Here is a 19,877-nt window from a genome sequence, read left to right as displayed (position 1 = left end):
GTTGATAACGCAGCGCACCTCCGGTTTGTGCCCGGCGCGCGAAAGTCCCGGAATATCGCGGCGCGCCCTTGCTCCTAACCGAAAACAGTGCCCGTCAGTGGCAGAGTTTCGATTGATAGTAATGCCAGGGTGGAGGATTTGCATGCAGGATCTACGGCTTGTAGGCGTACACGACGACGGGGAGCATCTCCTGTTGAGCGGTGCCGGCGGCGAGATGTTCCAGCTGCCGATCGATGAGGCACTGCGGGCGGCCAGCCGGTCGTCGGCGAAAGCCGCAACAGCAGTTGCGCCCATTGTCATGTCCCCGCGGGACATTCAGGCACGCATCCGCAGCGGTGCCACAGCATCGGACGTGGCGGAGCTCTCCGGGCTGCCCCTTGCCAAGGTGGAGCGGTATGAGGGCCCCGTCCTCGCCGAGCGGGAATACGTGGCCCAGCAGGCGCGGAAGGTTGAAGTGGCCTCGCCCTCCCCCGGCCACGACACCTACCGCTCAATTTTCGGCKACAACCCCGCCACCCTCGATGACATGGTGAAGCACCGGCTTTCCACCCATGGAATTGAACCGTCCACGGTGGAATGGGATTCCTGGCGGCGCCAGGACGGCAACTGGACGGTGGCGGCCCGCTTCGAGCCGCAGCGGGAGGGCCAGGCCGGTATCGGTGAGGAGCCGCCTGCGCTGTGGACCTTCAGCCCGGCCCGCAAGTCGCTGCAGAACGCGAACCGCTGGGCCCAGCAGCTCAGTGAACTCGAGCCGCTGGACGGCCCCGTCCCCGCTCGCCGGCTGACGGCAGTATCCGACCGGCCCTTTGATTTTGAGACCGACGCCGAAGCGGCCGCCCGCAACGCAACCGGCCCGCAGCCCATTCTGCAGGCCAAGGAGTCCGATGGACTCCTGGATATGCTTCGTTCCCGCCGCGGCCAGCGCCTGGGCGTGGATGAGGACGCCGATGACGCATTGGCACTGCTGCTGACTCACGGAGTGCCGGCTGCGCACCCACGCCCGTCAGAGGTTGTGCCTGAGCAAGGCGCCAGCGAGGACTCGGACCAGGACAGCCAGGAAGACCCACCAGCGGAAACCACCGGTCCGGACAGCACGGCACCGGCCGCACACGGCGATCCCCAAACCCGCAGGCGTGACGGCCGGCCGTCCATGCTGTCCCGCCTGAGCCTCATCCCGCCGCACCGTGATGCTGACGATGAAGACGACATCCTGAAACTGCACGACGGCGTCAGCACCGAGACGCGGGAAATCACCATTGTGGCATCTCCTCCACGTCCCGCAGGTCCGGTTGCGCCGGAGGAGGGACGCGAGGGCCCCGTGCCGGCCGTACCGAGCGTGGGCCTGGACGAACTCCTGGGTGGCAGTCCCCGCCGGGCAGCCTACGCGGCCGGCAGCGATGAACCTGCACCCGGCCGTCATCATGACGCCGACCTGCCTGAGCGGCAGCCGGCAAAGCCGAAACGCTCAACCGTGCCCAGCTGGGATGAGATCGTCTTCGGGACGAAGCGGGACTAGCGCCTAGCGTCCCCGGGCCTTGCCTTCGGCCGTGAAACACAGGAACGGAACTTCACGTTCGGCCTTGGTGAGCGAACCGTGCTGGCCCACCACCTCCATGGCCGCAGGCCGCACGCGGCGGGTGTCATAGAGGGCAAGAGCGTCCCGCGCGGCAATCATGACGTCACCGATCCGGGGCCCGGCAGCCGGGCTCACGGCACCAAACAGCCCGGCCGCGGTGGCGTCCTCCCGGCTGAATGCCCAGATCCTGTCGCCGAAGCGGGTGCGCCAGGCGGCCAGCAGGCGTTCACGGGCCCCGGGATCGGCCGGATCCTCAAGGTAGAGGTGCACCATCCGCGGTTCTCCCGCTGTATGCCGCACGCCCTCGATCAGCGACGGGTCCGCCGCGTAATCGATCCGCTGTTGTTCGGGCACGTCCAACATGCCGTGGTCTGCGGTGAGAAGAATGGTGGTCCCGGCAGGCAGGGTCGAATTGAGCCGCTTGACCGTGGCGTCGAGCTCTTCAAGCTGGTGTTCCCATTGCTCGGACTGACAGCCGTAGCGGTGGCCTGCCTTGTCCAGTTCGTTGACGTAGAAGTACATCAGGGCAGGGCCGGCTACGGCCATGGCCTTGGCGGCGGCAGCCGTGCGGGCGTGGGCGGTGACCGCGGAGACGAAGTTCCCGCCGCGGAGGGCCGCCCGGGTCATGGGCGAGTCGCCGAACTGCGGCAGGCTGACCGTGGTTACCGTGACTGATCCGGCCGCCCGTTCGAACACGGTGGGGTGCGGCTGCCAGGCCAGGGGTTCCACATTTGCATCCCAGTTGCCCAGCATATTGACCACTTTGTCTTGCGCGGGATCCAGGACGTCGTAACCCACCATGCCGTGCTGGCCCGGCGGGAGTCCGGTGCCAAAACTGGCCAGGGCCGCTGCGGTGGTTGAGGGAAACGTGGAGTCCAGCCAGACCGGGACCTCGCCCTGCCCGGCCTGCATCACGGACCGCAGGAACGGGGTGTGGGCGGACTTTTGCTTCAGCAGGTTCCGGCCCAGCCCATCCGCCAGGACCACGCAGACACGCGACGCCGGCGGCAGCCCCAACGTGTTGGCAAACCCTTCCACCCCCACGCTGGCCGCGGCGCTGGTGAGGACCTCGGCAACGGACCGCCGGCCAAAGGCAGGAGCCGGCGGCACGTTCAGTGGCCTGGCGTTGCCTTCGGACGGGGCTGCAGGGAGAGTTGCTTTTGCTTGCTCCGGCATCTCAGCGCTGGTGCCCGCGGCTGAGCCTGTTGCCGAACACGCCGGTCCGGGGCCGGGGCTGCAGCGTCTGGCCTGCATGGGTCACCGGGGCTGTGGAACCGGTGTTCACGGCCCGCAGGGCCCGGGCAAAGAGTTTGGCGTCCTGGACTGCCTGGGGACCGTCCGCTTCGGCACTGATGCGCAGGACGATGTCTTCCTGCGCAATCGTGCCGCTGTAACCGTGATCGGCCTCGCACTGCGGATCACCGCAGCTCGCGGGCCCCATGTCCAGACGCTGGCCGCCGGACCAGGCAATGGCGAGGGTGACTTCCCGAACCGGATCGGACGGCTTGTAGTTTTGTGGCTGGGAATACATGTAGCTCAGGACCACGGAGCGGATCTGCGCCACCGGCACAGACTCGGTGGAGATCTGGGCGACGATTTGCTCGCCGGCCTCATCGAGCTGCTGATCATCCACGTGGGTGATCACCAGCATGTCGGAGGTCAGGACCAGCACCGTGATGTGGCGGCGGACCTCAGCCCGGTCGAAGTGCGTTTCCAGGTGCACCAGGTGTGCCACGCATTCGCGGCCGTCCAACGCGTCGTCAACGACGTCCGCAACCAGGGGCGGGTAGAAGCCGGCCTTCTGGAGGGCGTCGTCCAGGCTCAGCGCCTGCGGCGTGTGGCTGTGTGAGCTGTGGGGTCGGGGTGCCTGGTTCTCATTGCCGGGCGTGGATGGCGTCGACGGGGAAGGCTGTGAGCTCATGCCTTCATTTTCACAGATCGGCCGGGGACATGCTAACCGCGTTCAGCCCTGCATGGCACGGCGGGCACTGTCGGTGCGCCGGGCAGCGTTGCCAATCCGGATCTCCGCGGCCAGGATGGACAAGCCTTCTGCTCCGCAAAGCACAGGGTTGAACTCAACCAGGGCTATTTCCGGATGGTTGTCCTTCATCCAGGCCAGCCGGCCGGCGAGGTCCTCAAGGGCAGCCAGATCGACGGCCGGCAGGCCCTGGTAGCCCAGCAGTTTGCGGGCAGCCCGGGGCCCGCGAATGAAGTCGTTGACATCAGCAGCCGAGAGCGGCGGTACACGGTGCGCCCAGTCGTCCAGCAGGTTGACGGCGTCCCCGGCCAACCCGAAGGAGATCACCGGCCCCAGCAGCGGATCTTCAATGGCCCGGAAGGTGCAGGCCTGCCCCACAGGTGCCATCGATTGCACCTCCAGGGAGCGCGAACCGTAGGGCGCCAGCGACCGCCGCATCTGCGCAATGGTCCGGCGCAGGGAGTCGGCATCCTCGATGTCCAGCCGCACTCCGCCCAGGTCCAGGCGGTGCCGGAGGGCCGGATCCGTGGTTTTCAGCGCCACCGGCCAGCCCAGCCTGCCCGCGGCGTCGACCGCTTCGTCAGCCGATTCGAACCCGGCGGATGGCAGCACGGGAATGCCATATTTCGCCAGCAGCGATGCCGTGGACGCAGCATCCAGGGACTTTAGCTCAGCTCCCTGGACGTCGCGGAGCAGCTCGTCCAGGAGGACCCTGGCGCTTTCCGGATCGCAGCCTGGGGGCTCGACAAAATGGCCAGGGTCCCGGGCGAGCCATTCGGAATAACGCACGACGGCGGCGAGCGCCGCCACTGCCGCGCCCGGGTTCGAGAAGCAAGGTACGGTCCGCGCCTCGGAGCCCACCATCCCTTCGACGTAGACGGAGGCATCAAGGATTCCCGTGAAGGCCGCCACCACCGGTTTGCCGGCCGCCGCTGAGCATTCGGCCAGCACCTCGGCGATGCTGTCCACTGTGAGGCCGCGGACCGGCAGCAGTGCCGCCACCACGGCGTGCACGGCGTCAGACGCGAGCGTGTCCTGGAGGCTGCGACGCAGGGCCGGCAACGCAAGGGACATCCCGGCGTCGAGATCCACGTCGGTGACGATCCCGTTCACGGCCAGCCCGTGGGCTTCGGCGCTGTCGGCCACCACTTTGCCAAGCGCCATGGAGTTGCTGAAGATAGCCAGCCCTGGCCCGGCGGGCAACGGCTGGCCGGCTACGACCTGGGAGACATCCATGAGTTGCTCAATGGTCTCCACCCGGATAACGCCGGCCTGCCGCATCATCGCGTCGAGCGCCCCGGCGGGCGCCTGGGTAGTGCGGACCACGTGGCCGGGCGGCAGCCGCAGGCCCATGGTCTCAGACTTGGCCACGACCACCGGCTTGGTGCGGGCCAGGCGCCGGGCGATCCGGGAGAATTTGCGCGGGTTGCCTATTGATTCCAGGTAGAGGCCCACGGCGGTGGTGCCGGCGTCGTCCTCCCAGAACTGCATCATGTCGTTGCCGGAGACGTCCGCCCTGTTGCCTGCCGAGAGGAACGTGGAGAGTCCCAGCCGCCGGCGGCTGGACGCTGCGTAGAGGGATACGCCGATGGCCGCCGACTGGCTGAACAGCCCCAGTCCGCCGCGCAGCGGCATCGCGGGTGCCATGGACGCGTTGAGGGAGACGTCCGGATCCGTGTTCACGATCCCGAGCGACGACGGCCCAATGACCCGCATGCCGTTCGCCCGCGCCCTCCGGACCAGGTCCCGCTGGCGCTGGAGGCCGCGTTCACCGTCATCCGCGAAACCGGCGGACGCAATCACCAGGCCTTTGACTCCGGCGGCGGCGCAGTCATCCACCACACCCGGAACTTCGGCATAGGGAACAGCGATGACCGCAAGCTGTACCGGGTCCGGGACCTCGGATAGCTTGCCGAACGACATCATCCCGGCGAGTTCCAGTGCCTCGGGGTTGATGGCGTACACAGGCCCCGGGAAGCCGCCCTCGATGATGTGTTCGAGCAGTTGGTGACCTATGGTCCCCCACTTGCGGCTGGCTCCAATGACGGCAATCGACGACGGCGTCAGCAGGTCCCGCACGCTCCTCGCCTCGGCGCGGTGCTCGCGTGACTCCATCACGGCCCGGGATTTCTCGGTGGACCCGATGTTGAACTCCAGGCTGACGACGCCGTCGTCGAAATGGCGTTTGACGTCGTAGCCTGCGTCGGCGAAAACCATCAGCATTTTGCGGTTTTCCGGCAGTACTTCGGCGGTGAAGCGGCGGATTCCGTTTTCGTGGGCGGCTGCGGCGAGGTGTTCCAGAAGGATGGAACCGATTCCCCTGCCTTGGTGGGCGTCTGCGATGTTGAAGGCGACCTCGGCCTCGGCCGGGTCATCGAGCCTGTCGTAGCGGCCAATACCCAGGATTTCACCCCCGAAGGTGATGACCAGCGCCACCCGGTCCTTGTAGTCCACTTCGGTGAAGCGTTTGAGCTCCTTGCTGGACAGCCGGGCCTTGAAGGTAAAGAAGCGCATGTAGATTGAGTTCTGGGACTGTCCGGCGTGGAAAGCCTGGACAGCCTCCGCATCACTGGCATGAATCGGCCTCAGGTGCGCTGTGCCGCCGTCCCTGAGCACGACATCGGCTTCCCAATGTTCCGGATATTCGCCGTCCCCGGGCTGATCCACCATAGGCTTAGCCTAACCACAAACAGACGCCGCAGGCCCTGCGCCAACGAAACGGCGCCAGGAAACTGCGCCCCACCAGAGCACCACCAGTAACCCAGAAGGATCCACCAGCCCCATGGCCCGCCGCCAAAGCCCACCCCCAGCCGGGGAAGCCACCCAGGATTTCGTCGAGAACATCGTGGACATCGATGTCACGTCCGAGATGGAAGGTTCCTTCCTGGAGTACGCCTATTCGGTGATCTACTCCCGGGCCCTGCCCGATGCCAGGGACGGACTCAAGCCGGTGCAGCGCCGGATCCTGTACATGATGAGCGAGATGGGTCTCCGGCCCGACCGCGGCCACGTCAAGAGTGCCCGTGTGGTGGGCGAAGTCATGGGTAAGCTCCACCCCCACGGCGACACAGCGATCTACGACGCCATGGTGCGCATGGCCCAGGACTTCTCGCTGCGCCTTCCGCTCATCGACGGCCACGGCAACTTTGGCTCGCTCGACGACGGCCCGGCGGCTCCCCGGTACACCGAGGCCCGCCTGGCGGCCGCGGCCCTGACACTGACTGACCACCTCGACGAAGACGTGGTGGACTTTGTCCCCAACTACGACAACCAACTGACCCAGCCGGACGTGCTTCCGGCTGCGTTTCCCAACCTGCTGGTCAACGGGGCCACGGGCATCGCCGTCGGCATGGCCACCAACATGGCCCCGCACAACCTCGTGGAGGTCATCTCCGCAGCACGGCACCTGATCGCGCACCCGGACGCCACGCTGGAGGACCTCATGCGGTTTGTCCCCGGGCCGGACCTGCCCACGGGCGGCCGGATCGTGGGCCTGGACGGCATCCGTGACGCCTACGCCACTGGCCGCGGTTCCTTCAAGACCCGGGCCAAGGTGGAGATCGAGCAGCTTTCCGCCCGGCGCACCGGGCTGGTGGTCACCGAACTGCCCTACATGGTGGGTCCGGAAAAGGTGATCGAGAAAATCAAGGATGCGGTCAACGGCAAGAAGCTGACCGGCATCAGCGACATCGTTGACCTCACGGACCGCAAGCACGGCCTGCGCCTTGTCATCGAGCTGAAGAACGGGTTCAACCCGAATGCCGTGCTCCAGCAGCTGTACCGCTACTCCCCCATGGAAGATTCCTTCGGCATCAACAACGTGACGCTGGTGGACGGCCAGCCGCAGACCCTCGGGCTTGTGGCTTTGCTGTCCGTCTATGTTGGCCACCGCATCGATGTGGTCCGCCGGCGCACGGCCTTCCGTCTCGGCAAAAAGAAGGACCGCCTGCACTTGGTGGAGGGCCTGTTGATCGCCATCGTGGACATTGACGAGGTCATCCAGATCATCCGCTCCTCGGACGAGGTGGCCGCAGCCCGCGAACGGCTGATGTCCATCTACGACCTCACCGAAATCCAGGCGAACTACATCCTGGAACTGCGGCTGCGCCAGCTGACCAAGTACTCACGGATCGAGCTTGAGAAGGAACAGGATGAGCTGCGCCGCGAGATAGCGGAGCTGGAAGCCATCCTCGGCTCGGAGGAACGGCTGCGGGGACTCGTGTCCACCGAGCTCGGCGAGATTGCCGAAAAATACGGCACGCCGCGCCGGACCGTCCTGCTCGAATCCGAGGCTGTCTCCCCCACCGTGGCAGCCGCCCTGGCTGCCGCACCCGGCGCGAAGGGCAAAGCCACGCCGCTGGCTCTGGAGATCGCGGACGATCCCTGCTGGGCGATCCTCACGGCGTCGGGGCAGATTGCCCGTACGTCCAACCAGGAACCGCTCGCCGAGGCAGGCCCGCGCGTCAGGCATGATGTGTTCCGCTCGGTGGTCAGGACCTCCGCCCGTGGTGAAATCGCCGCCGTCACCTCGCAGGGGCGGATGTTGCGGCTCCAGGTCATGGACATGCCGGTGCTGCCTCCGATGTCCGGGCTGCCCAACCTGGCAGGCGGTGTCCCGGCCAGTGACTTCATCACCCTGCTGAAGGGTGAACAGCTGGTGGCCTTCGCCCCGCTGGATGAGATCCTGGCCATCGGCACGGCGCAGGGTGTGGTCAAGCGGGTCCAGCCGGACTACCCCCTGAACCGCGAGGACTGGGAGGTCATTGCCCTCAAGGACAAAGACGTGGTGGTGGGTGTGGCCCCGGCCGGATCGGAGGACACTGATCTCGTGTTCCTGACCAAGGAAGCACAACTGCTCCGGTTCAGCGCCGCCACCGTACGTGCCCAGGGCCGGACAGCAGGCGGCATGGCCGGCATCAAGCTCAGCGCCGGAGACCACGTGGTGTTCTTCGGTGCGGTGGCACCGAACGATGACGCCGCCGTCGTGGTAACCATCGCGGGGACCGACGGCGCCCTGCCGGGGACCGCGCCCGGTGCGGCGAAGGTAACGGCCTTCGCCGAGTATCCGGCCAAGGGCCGAGCGACGGCCGGGGTCCGCGCCCACCGGTTCCTTAAGGGCGAAGACACCCTGCTTCTCGGCTGGGCCGGGCACGGACCGGCCAAAGCATCCTCGCTGGCCGGCGTGGCCCGGTCCCTTCCGCAGGAACACGGCCGGCGCGATGGTTCAGGCATTCCCCTGTCACAGGCCGTGGATGCGGTGGGACCTGCCATGGCCTGGACCGATCCGGCCTAGACTGCTGCCATGCCTATCATTCCTGATGATAAAGACTGGACCTGGGTACTCTCCCGGCCGTGCCCGGAGTGCTCCTTCGACGCCTCCACCGTCACCCCCTCCACGGTCCCTGGCAGTGTGGCGAACATGCTGCCGCGCTGGCGGGCAGTCCTCCGCAGGCCAGAGGTTGCCGAACGTCCGGACGAGGGCACCTGGTCGGCGTTGGAGTACGCCTGCCACGTCCGCGACGTTTTTGCGCTGTTCGACCAGCGGCTGAACCTGATGCTCGATTCCGAGGATGCACGGTTCGACAACTGGGACCAGGACCGGACGGCAGTCGAGAAGGATTACGCTGGCGCCGATCCCGCAGTGGTCAGTGCTGAGTTGACGGCAGAGGGCGAACAGATCACTGCGTCCTTCGCCGGCGTCCGGGAGTCGGAGTGGGGCCGGACGGGCCTGCGGGGCAACGGCTCGGAGTTCACCGTCCTGACCCTGTCGCAGTACTTCCTGCACGACGTGGTCCATCACCTTCACGATGTGGACGGCTGATTACAGCTGCTTATCCCGCGCCATGCTGCGGTGACCGTCCGGTAACCCATCGTGGTGCTGACATGGGGCCTTGAATCAGGCTAGCGAAGGCTCCCTTCCGGGTACGGCACCCTGGCGCTGCCCGCGACGCCCGTCAGTGACGTCGCGGACAGGTCAAGAACGGCGTCAGCCGGGTGGATATCGGCCGGGTTGTGGGTCACCATGACCACTGTGCGGTCCTTGAGGCCCGCGCGGAGGTCGGCCAGCATTTCCCGTCCTGCTTCCGCGTCCAGATGGGCTGTGGGCTCGTCCAGCAGGATCACTTCGGCGCCCGTCAGGATGGTCCGGGCCACCGCGAGCCGTTGCCGCTCGCCGCCGCTCAGGAACGAGCCGCCCGGCCCGATCCTGGTGTCCAGGCCGTCAGGCAGGCGTGACACCAGGGCATTAAGGCCGACGGCGGACAGCGCCGCCGCCAGTTCCGGGTCACGTGCGGCCGTTCGGACCGTGCCGTGGTCCGGCGAATCGTCGGGTCCGGCTTCAGGTGCCGCAGCGGGTCCCGGTGCCGAAGCCGGCAGGCCGAGCAGCAGGTTGCCGCGCAGGGTCGAATCGAACAGGTGCGCCTCCTGGGGGCACCAGGCGGCCTTCCCGGTCACCGCGGCCCAGCCGGCCGCGGCCGGCAGGAAGCCCAGGAGTACCGCGAGGAGCGTGGATTTACCGGTGCCGGAAGGCCCGGTGACGGCCAGCCAACTGCCCGGCCCGGCTGCTGCCGACACCCCTGAGAAGACCGTGCCGCCGCCTGGCCAGGCGGCCGCGAGGTTGGACAGTTCCACCCCCGGGGCTGCACCGGGGCGCGGCGGGACTTCGTGCAGCCCGTCGCCATCAGCGGCGTCCGCTGTGGTGGCGTCAAGCACGCCGGACTCCGCAACCCGCCGCATGACCGCACGCAGGGCAGGGTACTGGCGGACCGCCGTCGTCATGGCTGCGTACGGTTCCACGAGCGCCAACTGCAGGAGCACGATCACCGCAGCTATCGCGGGTTCCATGGCGCCGGCAATGATCTGGGGGGCGGTCAGCACGGCGGCGGCCAGTGCCGCAGTTCCGCAGGCAGCCGCTGTGATCGCCTGGCCGAGGCCTTCCGCCCAGGCAGAGCGCTGGGATGCTTTGGTTGCCGTGCGGTCCTCGGACCGGAGCGCGTCCAGGACTGCTGCGGCGATGCCGTTCACGTGCAGTTCAGCACGGGCGTCCAAAGCCGCCGACGTGCGCCGCAGGACTCCGGCGCGCAGCCGCTGTTCCGCCGTGGCCGACTGCCGGTCACCCCGGAGGGCAGCTGCCGGTGCCACGATCAGGCTCAGGGCTGCGGCAATGGCCACCGCGGGCAGCGCGGCCGGGGCCACCAGGGTTGTCGCCAGCAGTGCCGAACCGGCCACCGCAACGGCAGTAACGGGTGGCAGGACAACGCGCGGCAGCAGGTCCCGGATGGTATCGACGTCGTCAATCACCGTCCCCAGGACGTTGCCGCCCTGCAGGAGCCGCCGCAGGGACAGGGCCTTACGGCTCAGCGATTCCCAGAGCCGGCCGCGGAGCCGGGTGAGGGCACCGAAGACGGCGTCGTGCAGCAGGAGCCGTTCCCAATAGCGCAGGACGGCGCGTCCGATTCCGAAAAACCGCACGCCGACGATGGCGGTCAGCAGGTACAGGATGGGCGGCTGCTCGCTCGCCCTGATGATGAGCCAGCCGGACAGTCCGGACAGCGCCACGGCGAAGATGGCGGCAAAGGTCCCCACCACGGCTGCGCCCGTGAACCGGCCGGCCACGGGCGCCAGAAGGCTGCCCAGCAGCCGTGCTGTGGGAGCCGCCTGGCCATTCCCCGCAGCGGGCCGGGGCGCGCCCCGGCCGGCAGTTCCGGGAATCTGCTGATCTTCACCGCTGCCTGTTGCCTTGCCCGGGCCTGCGGGATGCTCCGCCGTGTCCGGCATCGATGTGGTCAGCGACCTCGCCGTGACGCCGCGGGCCGAGACGGGCACCAGATGGTCAGCCAGTTCGCGGGTCTGCTGGTCGTGGGCCACCAGGATCACGGTGACCTGTCCGCGGAGGGCGCGGATGGACTCCTGTACCAGCCGCGCCGAAGCCGCGTCCAGGTGGGCTGTCGGTTCGTCAAGCAGGAGGACGGTGGCACCAGCCCGAATGCGGGCCAAGCCGCGGGCCAATGCGACGCGACGCAACTCCCCGGGGCTTAGCTCGGCCGGGTGGTGGCCTGCGAGGTGGCCGGCGGCAGATGCGGCCAGGCACTCGCGGGCGGTTTTGTGCGCTTCTTCCGCAGATCCGTTGTTGACGTAGAGCGCGACCTCCTCAAGGACCGAATCCGCCACCATGACCGGGTGCTGTGGAACCCAGGCGATGGCGCTGCGGTCGAAGCCGGAAAGGTGCCCGGCCACCTCGGTTCCGCCGCCGTCGCCCACCGTCCCGGCCAGCACGCCAAGGACTGTGCTTTTGCCTGCGCCGCTGGGGCCGTCGAGGGCGGTGATCCGGCCCCGCGGGGCGGTAAAGGTGAGAGGCCCGACGGCGGCTCCCGCCCTGCCCGCATAGGTGACCGTGAGATCGGTGACCCTCACTCCCTGTGAATCGGGCGCGGAAAGCCGGGGGCCGCCGTCGCCCGCGGGACGCAGCGGAACACTAGGGGTGGCGCTTTCGGTGGACTCAGCGGGGCCCCCGGCAGGCAGCGGCCGCGGCTCGGGTGCATCGGTGACGGCCCGGGTGGCGGCGAGCGCTGCCCGGCCATCATCGCTGGCGTGGTGTGCAGTCCCCAGTTCACGAAGCGGCAGGTAGCAGTCCGGTGCGAGGATGAGCGCCAGGAGGCCTGCTTCGAGGGCCATGTCACCGTGCACCAGTCGGACGCCGATGAAGACGGCCACCACGGCCACCGAAATGGTGGCGATGAGCTCCAGCGCCAGGGCGGAGAGGAACGCGGTTCGCAGCGTGCCCATCGTCCTGGTCCGGTATTCCTCGGAGATCTCCTCGAGGGCCTTGCGCTGCGCGGTGGCACGGCCCAGGCCCACCAGGACGGGCAGCCCCTTGGCCAGCTCCAGCATGTGGGCGGACAGCCGGGTAAGGGTTTCCTGCGCCTCGCGGACGTGGTCCTCGGTGTACCGGCCGATCAGCACCATAAACAGCGGGACCAGCGGAACCGTCAGCACAACCACAACGGCGCTGACCCAATCCGCGAAGAGGATGCGTGCCCCCAGCAGCAGCGGGATCGTGGCGCAGTTCACGAGTGCAGGAAGGAACTGGGTGTAGTAGCTGTCCAGCGCATCCAGGCCGCGCGTCGCCAGGACAGCCAAACCGCCGTCGGCCGGCCCGGTGCTGCGTGCACCGTTGCGGAGGGCGCGGGCCAGCAGTTCCTGCCTCAGTTCCTCCTTGATGCCCAGGGCGGCCCGGCGGGCGGCGATACCCTGCGCCCACACGGTGATTGACCTCAGGACCACGCCTGCCAGGCCCCAGGTCAGCTGGTCCTGCCAGGCATCATTCCCGGTGGCCAGCCCGGCGAGCATGCCTGCCACGGCCTGCCCCATGAGGACCAGAGCGAGCGCCTTCAGCGCTGCCAGCATGCCAAGCCAGTAGACGGCGGAACGGGTGGCCGGTCCGGCCGGAAAGTCTGGGCGCACGCGGGGTCAGTCCTTCGTGGTGAATGCCCTGACGGCCACTGCCGGCAGGAAACTGTGGGCCGCCGGGATGTGGGCGGCGCTGACACGGCGGCGGAACACCCAGTACGTCCACGCCTGGTAAGCGATCACCAGCGGCAGGCCCACCGCTGCCACCACGCTCATGAGGCCGAGGGTGTAGGCGGAGGAGGAGGCGTTGGCGATGGTCAGGTCAAACGCCGGATCGAGCGTCGATGGCAGCACCACCGGGAAGACTGCGCCAAAGATCGAGGCACTGCCCAGGAGCAGGAAGGCCCCCATGGCCATGAACGCGTGGCCTTCGGCTCCGCGCCGTGCCTGGAACCATGCCGCGACGGCAGCCACTACGGCCAGGAGCACCGCCGCCCAGGTCCACAGCTCGCCCGCCAGGAACTGGATGACCAGTGCCCAGGCGGCCAGGGGAAGCAGCAGGACGGGGAGCAGCCGGACAAACCAGGCGCGCGCACGGTGCCGCACGTCGCCGTCGGTCTTCAGTGCAAGGAACGCCAGGGCATGCAGCAGGGAGAACCCCACCACGGCCAGCCCGCCCAGGACGGCGTAGCCGCTGAACCAGGCCATGGCACCGCCTACGCGGTCACCGTTCGCGTTCAGCGGCAGCCCGGTGGTGGTCAGTGCCAGGGCAGCGCCGACGCCGAACGCGGCGAAGAAAGAGCCCAGGGCAATGGCCCAGTCCCAGCGTGCACGCCAGCTGTCGTTGTCCACTTTGCCGCGGTATTCGAACGCCACCGCACGGAAGATCAGGGCGACGAGGACCACCAGGAGGGGGAGGTAGAGGGCGGAGAACAGCGAGGCATACCAGAGCGGGAAGGCCGCAAAGGTGGCGGCGCCCGCCGTAATCAGCCAGACCTCGTTGCCGTCCCACACCGGGCCGACCGTGTTCAGCAGCACCCTGCGCTCGGTGTTGTTCCGCGCGAACAGCTTCATCAGCATTCCGACGCCGAGGTCAAAGCCTTCAAGGAAGAGGTAGCCGGTCCAGAGCACCGCAATGATGATGAACCAGATAGTGGGCAGCAGTTCCATATCGAATATCCTCTGCTCTTCTTAGTAGGCGAATGCCAGGACGTCGTCGCCGGATTTTCCGGCGTCCGGACCCTTTGGCCCGGGGGTGGCGTCCTCGTCCTCATCAGCCGGCACATGGGCCAGTTCCGGCATGGCAGAGACCACTCCGCCGCGGATGTACTTGACCAGGAGTTTGACCTCCACCACCAGCAGGACTGCGTAGACGGTGGCCAGGACGATGAGTGACGTCAGCAGCTCACCGGCCGACACTCCGGGCGAGACGGCCGCTGCGGTGAACATAAACACCTGGTCGATGCCGTTCAGGTCCGGGTTGGGCGCCACCACGAACGGCTGCCGGCCCATTTCGGTGAAGATCCAGCCCGCGGCGTTGGCGCCGAACGGGGCCAGGATGCCGAAGACTGCCAGGCGCATCAGCCACGGCGATGCGGGAACGGTGCCCTTCCTGGTCAGCCACAGGGCCACAAGTGCTGCCAGCGCCGCCAGTCCGCCGAAGCCGATCATCATCCGGAAGCCCCAGTAGGTGACTTCCATAACGGGCACGTACTGGATCTCCTGGCCTGCACGCTCGCCGTAGATCGGGTTGTCCGGCAGGTGCGTTCCATAGTCTGCCTTGTACTGGTCCAGGAGGCTGTTAACGCCCTTGACCTCCGTGGTGAAGTCGCCTTTGGCGAGGAAGGACAGGATGCCCGGCACTTCGATCACGGCCGTGATGTCGTCGCAGTTCTTGGAACCGAGGTTTCCGACGCTGAGGACCGAAAACCCGGTGCCGTCATGGCAGGCGGCTTCGGCCGCGGCCATCTTCATGGGCTGCTGCTCAAACATCAGCTTGCCCTGCAGGTCACCGGTGATGGCCGTGCCTGCGAAGGAGATCATGGCGACGACGGCGCCGATCCGCAGCGAGCGGATCCAGACTTTGTAGTCGGAGTTGTCGCGGCCGGGTATAGCGGCTTCGCCGGGAACCACCCTGCCGTCGGGGCCGATGGTGTCGATGCCGTCCTTGCGCCTGCGCCAGAGGTGGTACCAGGCGATCCCCAGGAGGAAACCGCCGGCCACGGCCAGGGCTCCCATCAGGGTGTGCGGGAAGGCCACCAGTGCGGTGTTGTTGGTGAACACTGCCCAGGCGTCCGTCATGACCGGCCGGCCGTCGATGATTTCGGCACCGACCGGGTGCTGCATCCAACTGTTGGCCACAATGATGAAGTAGGCGGAAAAGACCGATCCCACCACCGCAATCCACAGGCAGGCGAGGTGGATGGCCGGCTTCAACTGCTTCCAGCCGAAGATCCACAGCCCCAGGAACGTGGACTCCACAAAGAACGCCAACAGCGATTCCAGTGCGAGCGGAGCCCCGAAGATGTCGCCCACGAACCGGCTGTATTCGCTCCAGGCCATGCCGAACTGGAACTCCTGGACGATGCCGGTGGCCACGCCCATGATGAAGTTGATCAGGAACAGCTTGCCCCAGAACTTGGTCATCCTGAGGTATTCGACCTTGCCGGTCCGATGCCAGACGGTCTGCATCACGGCCACCACCAGGCCCAGCCCGATGGTGAGGGGCACCATCATGAAGTGGTACACGGTGGTGATGCCGAATTGCCAGCGCGCGATTTCCAGAGCTTCCACAGCAGTCCCTCGGGGTCGGGGTTCAACTTCTACGTATCGTAGAACTGTAACTTCTACAGAGTGTAGAACAATGCGGCGGGCACTGTAAAAACAAGAGTTGCACGTCACCACGAGCCCTACAAGGCCATGGAACACGCTGTGTTCTACCGGACGTAGAAACTCAGCCAAAAAACAGGTAAATTTGATCTTGTATCTGTAGCGAAGAATGTGCAGGCACCGCGGCGTTCAGCCGGCGGATGCGGGAACAAGAAGGATGTAGGCAATGGCAAGTCTTGGGGAACTGGAACGGGCAGTGATGGATCTGCTCTGGGCGGGCCATGAAGCAGCCACCGCAAATACCCTGCGTGACAAGCTGGCAACCAGCACAGAGGCTAAAGGGGACTCGGCAGGCCATGAGGGCAAGGAGCTTGCCGTCACCACCGTCCTGACTGTCCTCTCACGGCTGGAGAAGAAAGGCCTTGTGGAGCGGGAACGTGGCACCAGGCCGCACCGCTACCAGGCGGTGTCCAGCCGGGAAGAACATACAGCCGAACTGATGCACGAAGTGCTGGGCTCCGCCCCTGACCGTGAAGCTGTCCTGGCGCAGTTCATCGGGTCTGTTACCGCAAGCGAAGCCGAAACACTGCGCAAACTGCTCGGCCACGTCTAGCGGGCCCATGTTCTGGACCTCGTACCTGCTGGCGGTCCTCGCGATAGTCCTGGCGTGGCCGGTGCCTATCTTCCTTTCCCGTGCCCAGTGGCCCGCCCGGTCGCCCTTCACCGCAATGCTCCTGTGGCAGGCAATTGCCCTTGCCGGCGGGCTCTCGATGATCGGCGCCATGCTGGTCTACGGCCTCGAACCGGTCGGCGACAACCTGATTGCCGGCCTGCGTGCCCTCGCGGGCATGGTGCTCTTTAATGCGCCCACCACGGCACTCGGCTTCTGGCATCTTTTTGCCCTCTCCGCCGCAGCCCTGCTGACTGCACACCTGGTTTTCACCCTGCTGCTCACCTACTACAAGATCCAGCGGCAGCGGCGGCGCCACCGTGAGCTGCTTGCCCTCCTGGCTTCGCCTTCCGCAGAGGGAGCCGGAACCGTGGTCATCAGCCACGACTCCCCCGTCGCCTACTGCCTGCCCGGCGGGGCACGCTCGGTCACTGTGCTCTCCGACGGCCTGATGGCAGCTCTTGAACCGGCAGAGCTGCGGGCAGTCCTGATCCATGAGAACGCCCATCTCAACCAGCGCCACCACCTTCTCCTCTGGGCATTCGCTGCCTGGCGCCAGGCGCTCCCCTGGCTTCCCACTACCAGGCTGGCCCAGGAGTCCGTGAACTCACTGATCGAGATGCTGGCTGACGACGTCGCACTGAAGACGGAGAGCCGGACAACCCTCATCAAGGCCATCGCGATCGTGGCCAGCGGCTCCGCGGGGGGCGGCGCGTTCCGGCCGGCCGCCCAGGCAGGCCTTGCCCTCGACGGCCTGGAGGCAGCAGCGGGTGTTACAGGCTCCGACGCGGCCCGGACCACGGCTTCACGGGTCAGCCGGCTGCTCTCACCACAGCCCGAACTCTCTGCCACAGCCCGCGCCACGGTGCAGGTCGGCTGCGTCCTGCTGCTTGCCCTGCCCACGGCCCTGCTGATCGTGCCGGGCTTGCTGGGCTAAAGTGCCGCCGCCTGGCTGTGCCGGGCTCGTCAAGGCGTCCGCCGCTCCGTCAGCGCCGAGAGCCCCATCGATTGATCCCCACCGGCACCCTAACCTCGCAAGCTCGGCCAGGGAACCCTGCCGGCGTGGGCCCTGGGCCCTTTTGAGCGCCCATAAGGGCCGCTGTGGAGCAACCGATGGAACAGGCTGGTGCCGCCGCCTGTTCAGGCGTCGATCCGCTCCCGGTCCAGGCTGGAGGCGCCGGCGATGATGAAGTCCTTCCGCGGCGCAACATCGGAGCCCATCAGCAGGTCGAAGGTGTCCTCCGCCTGTTTGGCGTTCTCGATGCCCACTTTGCGCAGGGTCCGGTGCCGGGGATCCATGGTGGTCTCCGCCAGCTGTTCGGCGTCCATCTCGCCGAGTCCCTTGTACCGCTGGATCGGCTCTTTGTAGCGTTTGCCCTCCTTGGCCAGCCGGGCGAGCAACACGTGGAGTTCGGCTTCGGAGTAGGTGTAGATCATCTCGTTGGCCTTCTGGCCCGCATTGATCACTTCAACGCGGTGCAGCGGCGGAACGGCGGCATAAACGCGCCCCTCATCGATCATGGGCCGCATGTACCGGAAGAACAGGGTCAGCAGCAGCGTCCGGATGTGGGCGCCGTCGACGTCGGCATCGGTCATGAGGATGACCTTGCCGTACCGGGCGGCGCTGATGTCGAAGCTGCGGCCGGAACCGGCGCCTACCACCTGGATCAGGGCGGCACATTCTGCGTTGGAGAGCATGTCCCCCACAGATGCCTTCTGGACGTTGAGGATTTTGCCGCGGATGGGCAGCAGCGCCTGAAAGTCCGAGGACCGTGCCAGCTTCGCCGTTCCCAGCGCGGAGTCACCTTCGACGATGAACAGTTCGGAACGCACGACGTCGTCCGTCCGGCAGTCAGCAAGCTTGGTGGGCATGGAGGACGTTTCCAGGGCGTTCTTGCGTCGCTGCGTTTCCTTGTGGACCCGCGCGGAAATACGGGACTTCATCTCGCTGACGATCTTCTCAAGGAGCAGCGCAGAGTGGGCTTTGTCGTTGCGGTTCGCGGAGTTCAGCCTTGCGGTGATCTCCTGCTCCACTACCTTCGCGACGATGGCCCGGACTGCCGAGGTGCCCAGGATCTCCTTGGTCTGGCCTTCGAACTGCGGCTCAGCCAGCCGGACCGTCAGGACAGCCGTCAAGCCGGCGAAGATGTCGTCCTTTTCGATCTTGTCGTTGCCCGCCTTGAGCTTGCGGGCATTGGCTTCCACCGCTTTCCGGAACGTCTTGACCAGGGCCTGCTCGAAGCCTGACTGGTGCGTTCCGCCCTTGGGGGTGGCAATGATGTTCACAAAGCTGCGGACGGTGCTGTCGTAGCCGATCCCCCAGCGCAGCGCCACGTCCACTTCACAGTCACGCTCGACTTCGGCGAGCTGGCTATGGCCGCGCTCATCGAGTACCGGCACAGTCTCCTTGAACTTGCCCGAGCCGTGCAGGCGCCAAATATCGGTGACGGCGGGGTCTGCGGCGAGGAATTCGACGAACTCCGAGATGCCGCCGTCGTGGTGGAAAACCTCCACATACGGACCTGCTTCACCCGGCGTACCGGCCAGCCTGCGTTCATCGCGGACTGTGAGCTTGAGCCCGGGAACCAGGAAGGATGTCTGGCGCGCCCGGGCGGCCAGCTCGTCATAGGAGAACTTCGCGTCCGGCGTGAAGATCTGGCGGTCAGCCCAATAGCGAATCCGGGTCCCCGTGACCCCGCGTTTTGCCTTGCCAATAACGTCCAGGACCGAGCCGTCCACAAACGGCGCGAAGGTCGCGGCGGGATCGACTTTGCTGCCTTGGTCCTGGAAGCGTCCGGGTTCGCCGCGGCGGAACGACATTTTGTATGTTTTGCTGCCGCGGTCGACTTCCACATCAAGTCGGGCGGACAAAGCATTCACCACGGACGCGCCCACACCGTGCAGGCCCCCGGAGGCGGTGTAGGAACCGCCGCCGAACTTGCCGCCGGCGTGCAGCTTCGTGAACACCACCTCGACGCCGGTGAGTCCCGTCTTGGGTTCAACATCCACCGGGATTCCTCGTCCGTCGTCGTGGATTTCCACCGAGTTGTCCGCGTGCAGGATGATCTTGATGTCGTGCCCAAAGCCCGCCAGTGCTTCGTCAACCGAGTTGTCAATGATCTCCCACAGGCAGTGCATCAGGCCGCGGGAGTCGGTGGAGCCGATGTACATGCCCGGGCGTTTGCGGACGGCTTCGAGGCCCTCCAGGACGGAAAGGTGCCGGGCGGTGTAATCAGAACTTGGTGCCACGGGTGGTGAACTCCTTCAGTGACGGAACAGCTGGCGCTGCGGACGCTCGTTCAAGCCTAGTCGGCGCCGGCCCGGTGGGCCTGCTGCCACACCTCGCCGGGGCTGTGGCCGGGGCCACTCGTGATGTCCCCGTGACCCTATTCCGCGGCTTGAGACATTCTTGTGGCTACGCGGTCAGCGAACTTGACCCGTCCTTGCGATGGGATTGCTACGAATGCTGGTTATAT

12 protein-coding genes are annotated in these 19,877 nt (G+C 66.7%); 5 read left to right on the top strand and 7 right to left on the bottom strand.

All coding sequences use genetic code 11. From position 1 onward, the window contains the following. Nucleotides 1-142 precede the first annotated feature (142 nt). Nucleotides 143-1,516: a septation protein SepH gene (gene sepH, locus AC1DIM_RS09160; RefSeq protein WP_477710176.1), complete on the top strand. Its 1,374-nt coding sequence runs from the start codon at nucleotides 143-145 to the stop codon at nucleotides 1,514-1,516. A gap of 3 nt (nucleotides 1,517-1,519) precedes the next feature. Here the strand turns inward: sepH and AC1DIM_RS09155 are convergent, their stop codons facing one another. Genes AC1DIM_RS09155 through AC1DIM_RS09145 form a run of 3 tightly spaced genes read right to left on the bottom strand, consistent with a single transcriptional unit; the run spans nucleotide 1,520 to nucleotide 6,224 of the window. Then, a complete protein-coding gene (locus AC1DIM_RS09155) occupies nucleotides 1,520-2,752 on the bottom strand; it encodes an alkaline phosphatase family protein (protein WP_477710175.1) in 1,233 nt (410 codons plus the stop codon). 1 nt (nucleotide 2,753) lies between these two features. Then, nucleotides 2,754-3,497, bottom strand: coding sequence for a DUF5998 family protein (locus tag AC1DIM_RS09150; protein WP_477710174.1), 744 nt, complete (start codon nucleotides 3,495-3,497; stop codon nucleotides 2,754-2,756). 42 nt (nucleotides 3,498-3,539) lie between these two features. Further along, the gene (locus tag AC1DIM_RS09145; protein ID WP_477710173.1) at nucleotides 3,540-6,224 is read right to left on the bottom strand and encodes a bifunctional acetate--CoA ligase family protein/GNAT family N-acetyltransferase; all 2,685 of its coding nucleotides are present in this window, start codon (nucleotides 6,222-6,224) and stop codon (nucleotides 3,540-3,542) included. A gap of 112 nt (nucleotides 6,225-6,336) precedes the next feature. Here AC1DIM_RS09145 and AC1DIM_RS09140 point away from each other — a divergent pair, with 112 nt between their 5' ends. Next, nucleotides 6,337-8,847: a DNA gyrase/topoisomerase IV subunit A gene (locus tag AC1DIM_RS09140; protein ID WP_477710172.1), complete on the top strand. Its 2,511-nt coding sequence runs from the start codon at nucleotides 6,337-6,339 to the stop codon at nucleotides 8,845-8,847. Nucleotides 8,848-8,856: 9 nt separating this feature from the next. Continuing rightward, nucleotides 8,857-9,375, top strand: coding sequence for a DinB family protein (locus AC1DIM_RS09135; RefSeq protein WP_477710171.1), 519 nt, complete (start codon nucleotides 8,857-8,859; stop codon nucleotides 9,373-9,375). Nucleotides 9,376-9,455: 80 nt separating this feature from the next. Here the strand turns inward: AC1DIM_RS09135 and cydD are convergent, their stop codons facing one another. From cydD to AC1DIM_RS09120, 3 genes are read right to left on the bottom strand one after another with little or no spacing between them, the layout of a single operon-like run. Further along, complete coding sequence (gene cydD, locus AC1DIM_RS09130) at nucleotides 9,456-13,016, bottom strand: thiol reductant ABC exporter subunit CydD (protein WP_477710170.1); 3,561 nt, start codon at nucleotides 13,014-13,016, stop codon at nucleotides 9,456-9,458. 6 nt (nucleotides 13,017-13,022) lie between these two features. Continuing rightward, a complete protein-coding gene (gene cydB, locus AC1DIM_RS09125) occupies nucleotides 13,023-14,072 on the bottom strand; it encodes a cytochrome d ubiquinol oxidase subunit II (protein WP_477710169.1) in 1,050 nt (349 codons plus the stop codon). 21 nt (nucleotides 14,073-14,093) lie between these two features. Next, nucleotides 14,094-15,695 carry a cytochrome ubiquinol oxidase subunit I gene (locus tag AC1DIM_RS09120; RefSeq protein WP_477710168.1) on the bottom strand — a complete coding sequence of 534 codons (1,602 nt, stop codon included), beginning with the start codon at nucleotides 15,693-15,695 and terminating at the stop codon, nucleotides 14,094-14,096. A 262-nt stretch (nucleotides 15,696-15,957) separates the two neighbouring features. On the opposite strand from AC1DIM_RS09120, the gene AC1DIM_RS09115 reads away from it, so the two are divergent. Both AC1DIM_RS09115 and AC1DIM_RS09110 read left to right on the top strand, forming a co-directional pair. Then, a complete protein-coding gene (locus tag AC1DIM_RS09115) occupies nucleotides 15,958-16,344 on the top strand; it encodes a BlaI/MecI/CopY family transcriptional regulator (protein ID WP_477710167.1) in 387 nt (128 codons plus the stop codon). Between the two features lie 7 nt (nucleotides 16,345-16,351). Beyond that, complete coding sequence (locus tag AC1DIM_RS09110; protein ID WP_477710166.1) at nucleotides 16,352-17,338, top strand: M56 family metallopeptidase; 987 nt, start codon at nucleotides 16,352-16,354, stop codon at nucleotides 17,336-17,338. A gap of 203 nt (nucleotides 17,339-17,541) precedes the next feature. On the opposite strand, the gene AC1DIM_RS09105 is transcribed toward AC1DIM_RS09110, so the two are convergent. Beyond that, a complete protein-coding gene (locus AC1DIM_RS09105) occupies nucleotides 17,542-19,650 on the bottom strand; it encodes a DNA gyrase/topoisomerase IV subunit B (protein ID WP_477710165.1) in 2,109 nt (702 codons plus the stop codon). Nucleotides 19,651-19,877 lie beyond the last annotated feature (227 nt).

It is taken from the genome of Pseudarthrobacter sp. 01T43, assembly GCF_056398665.1.
Note: the sequence above shows the minus strand (reverse complement) of the source record. Positions and strands in the feature narration are given on the sequence as shown.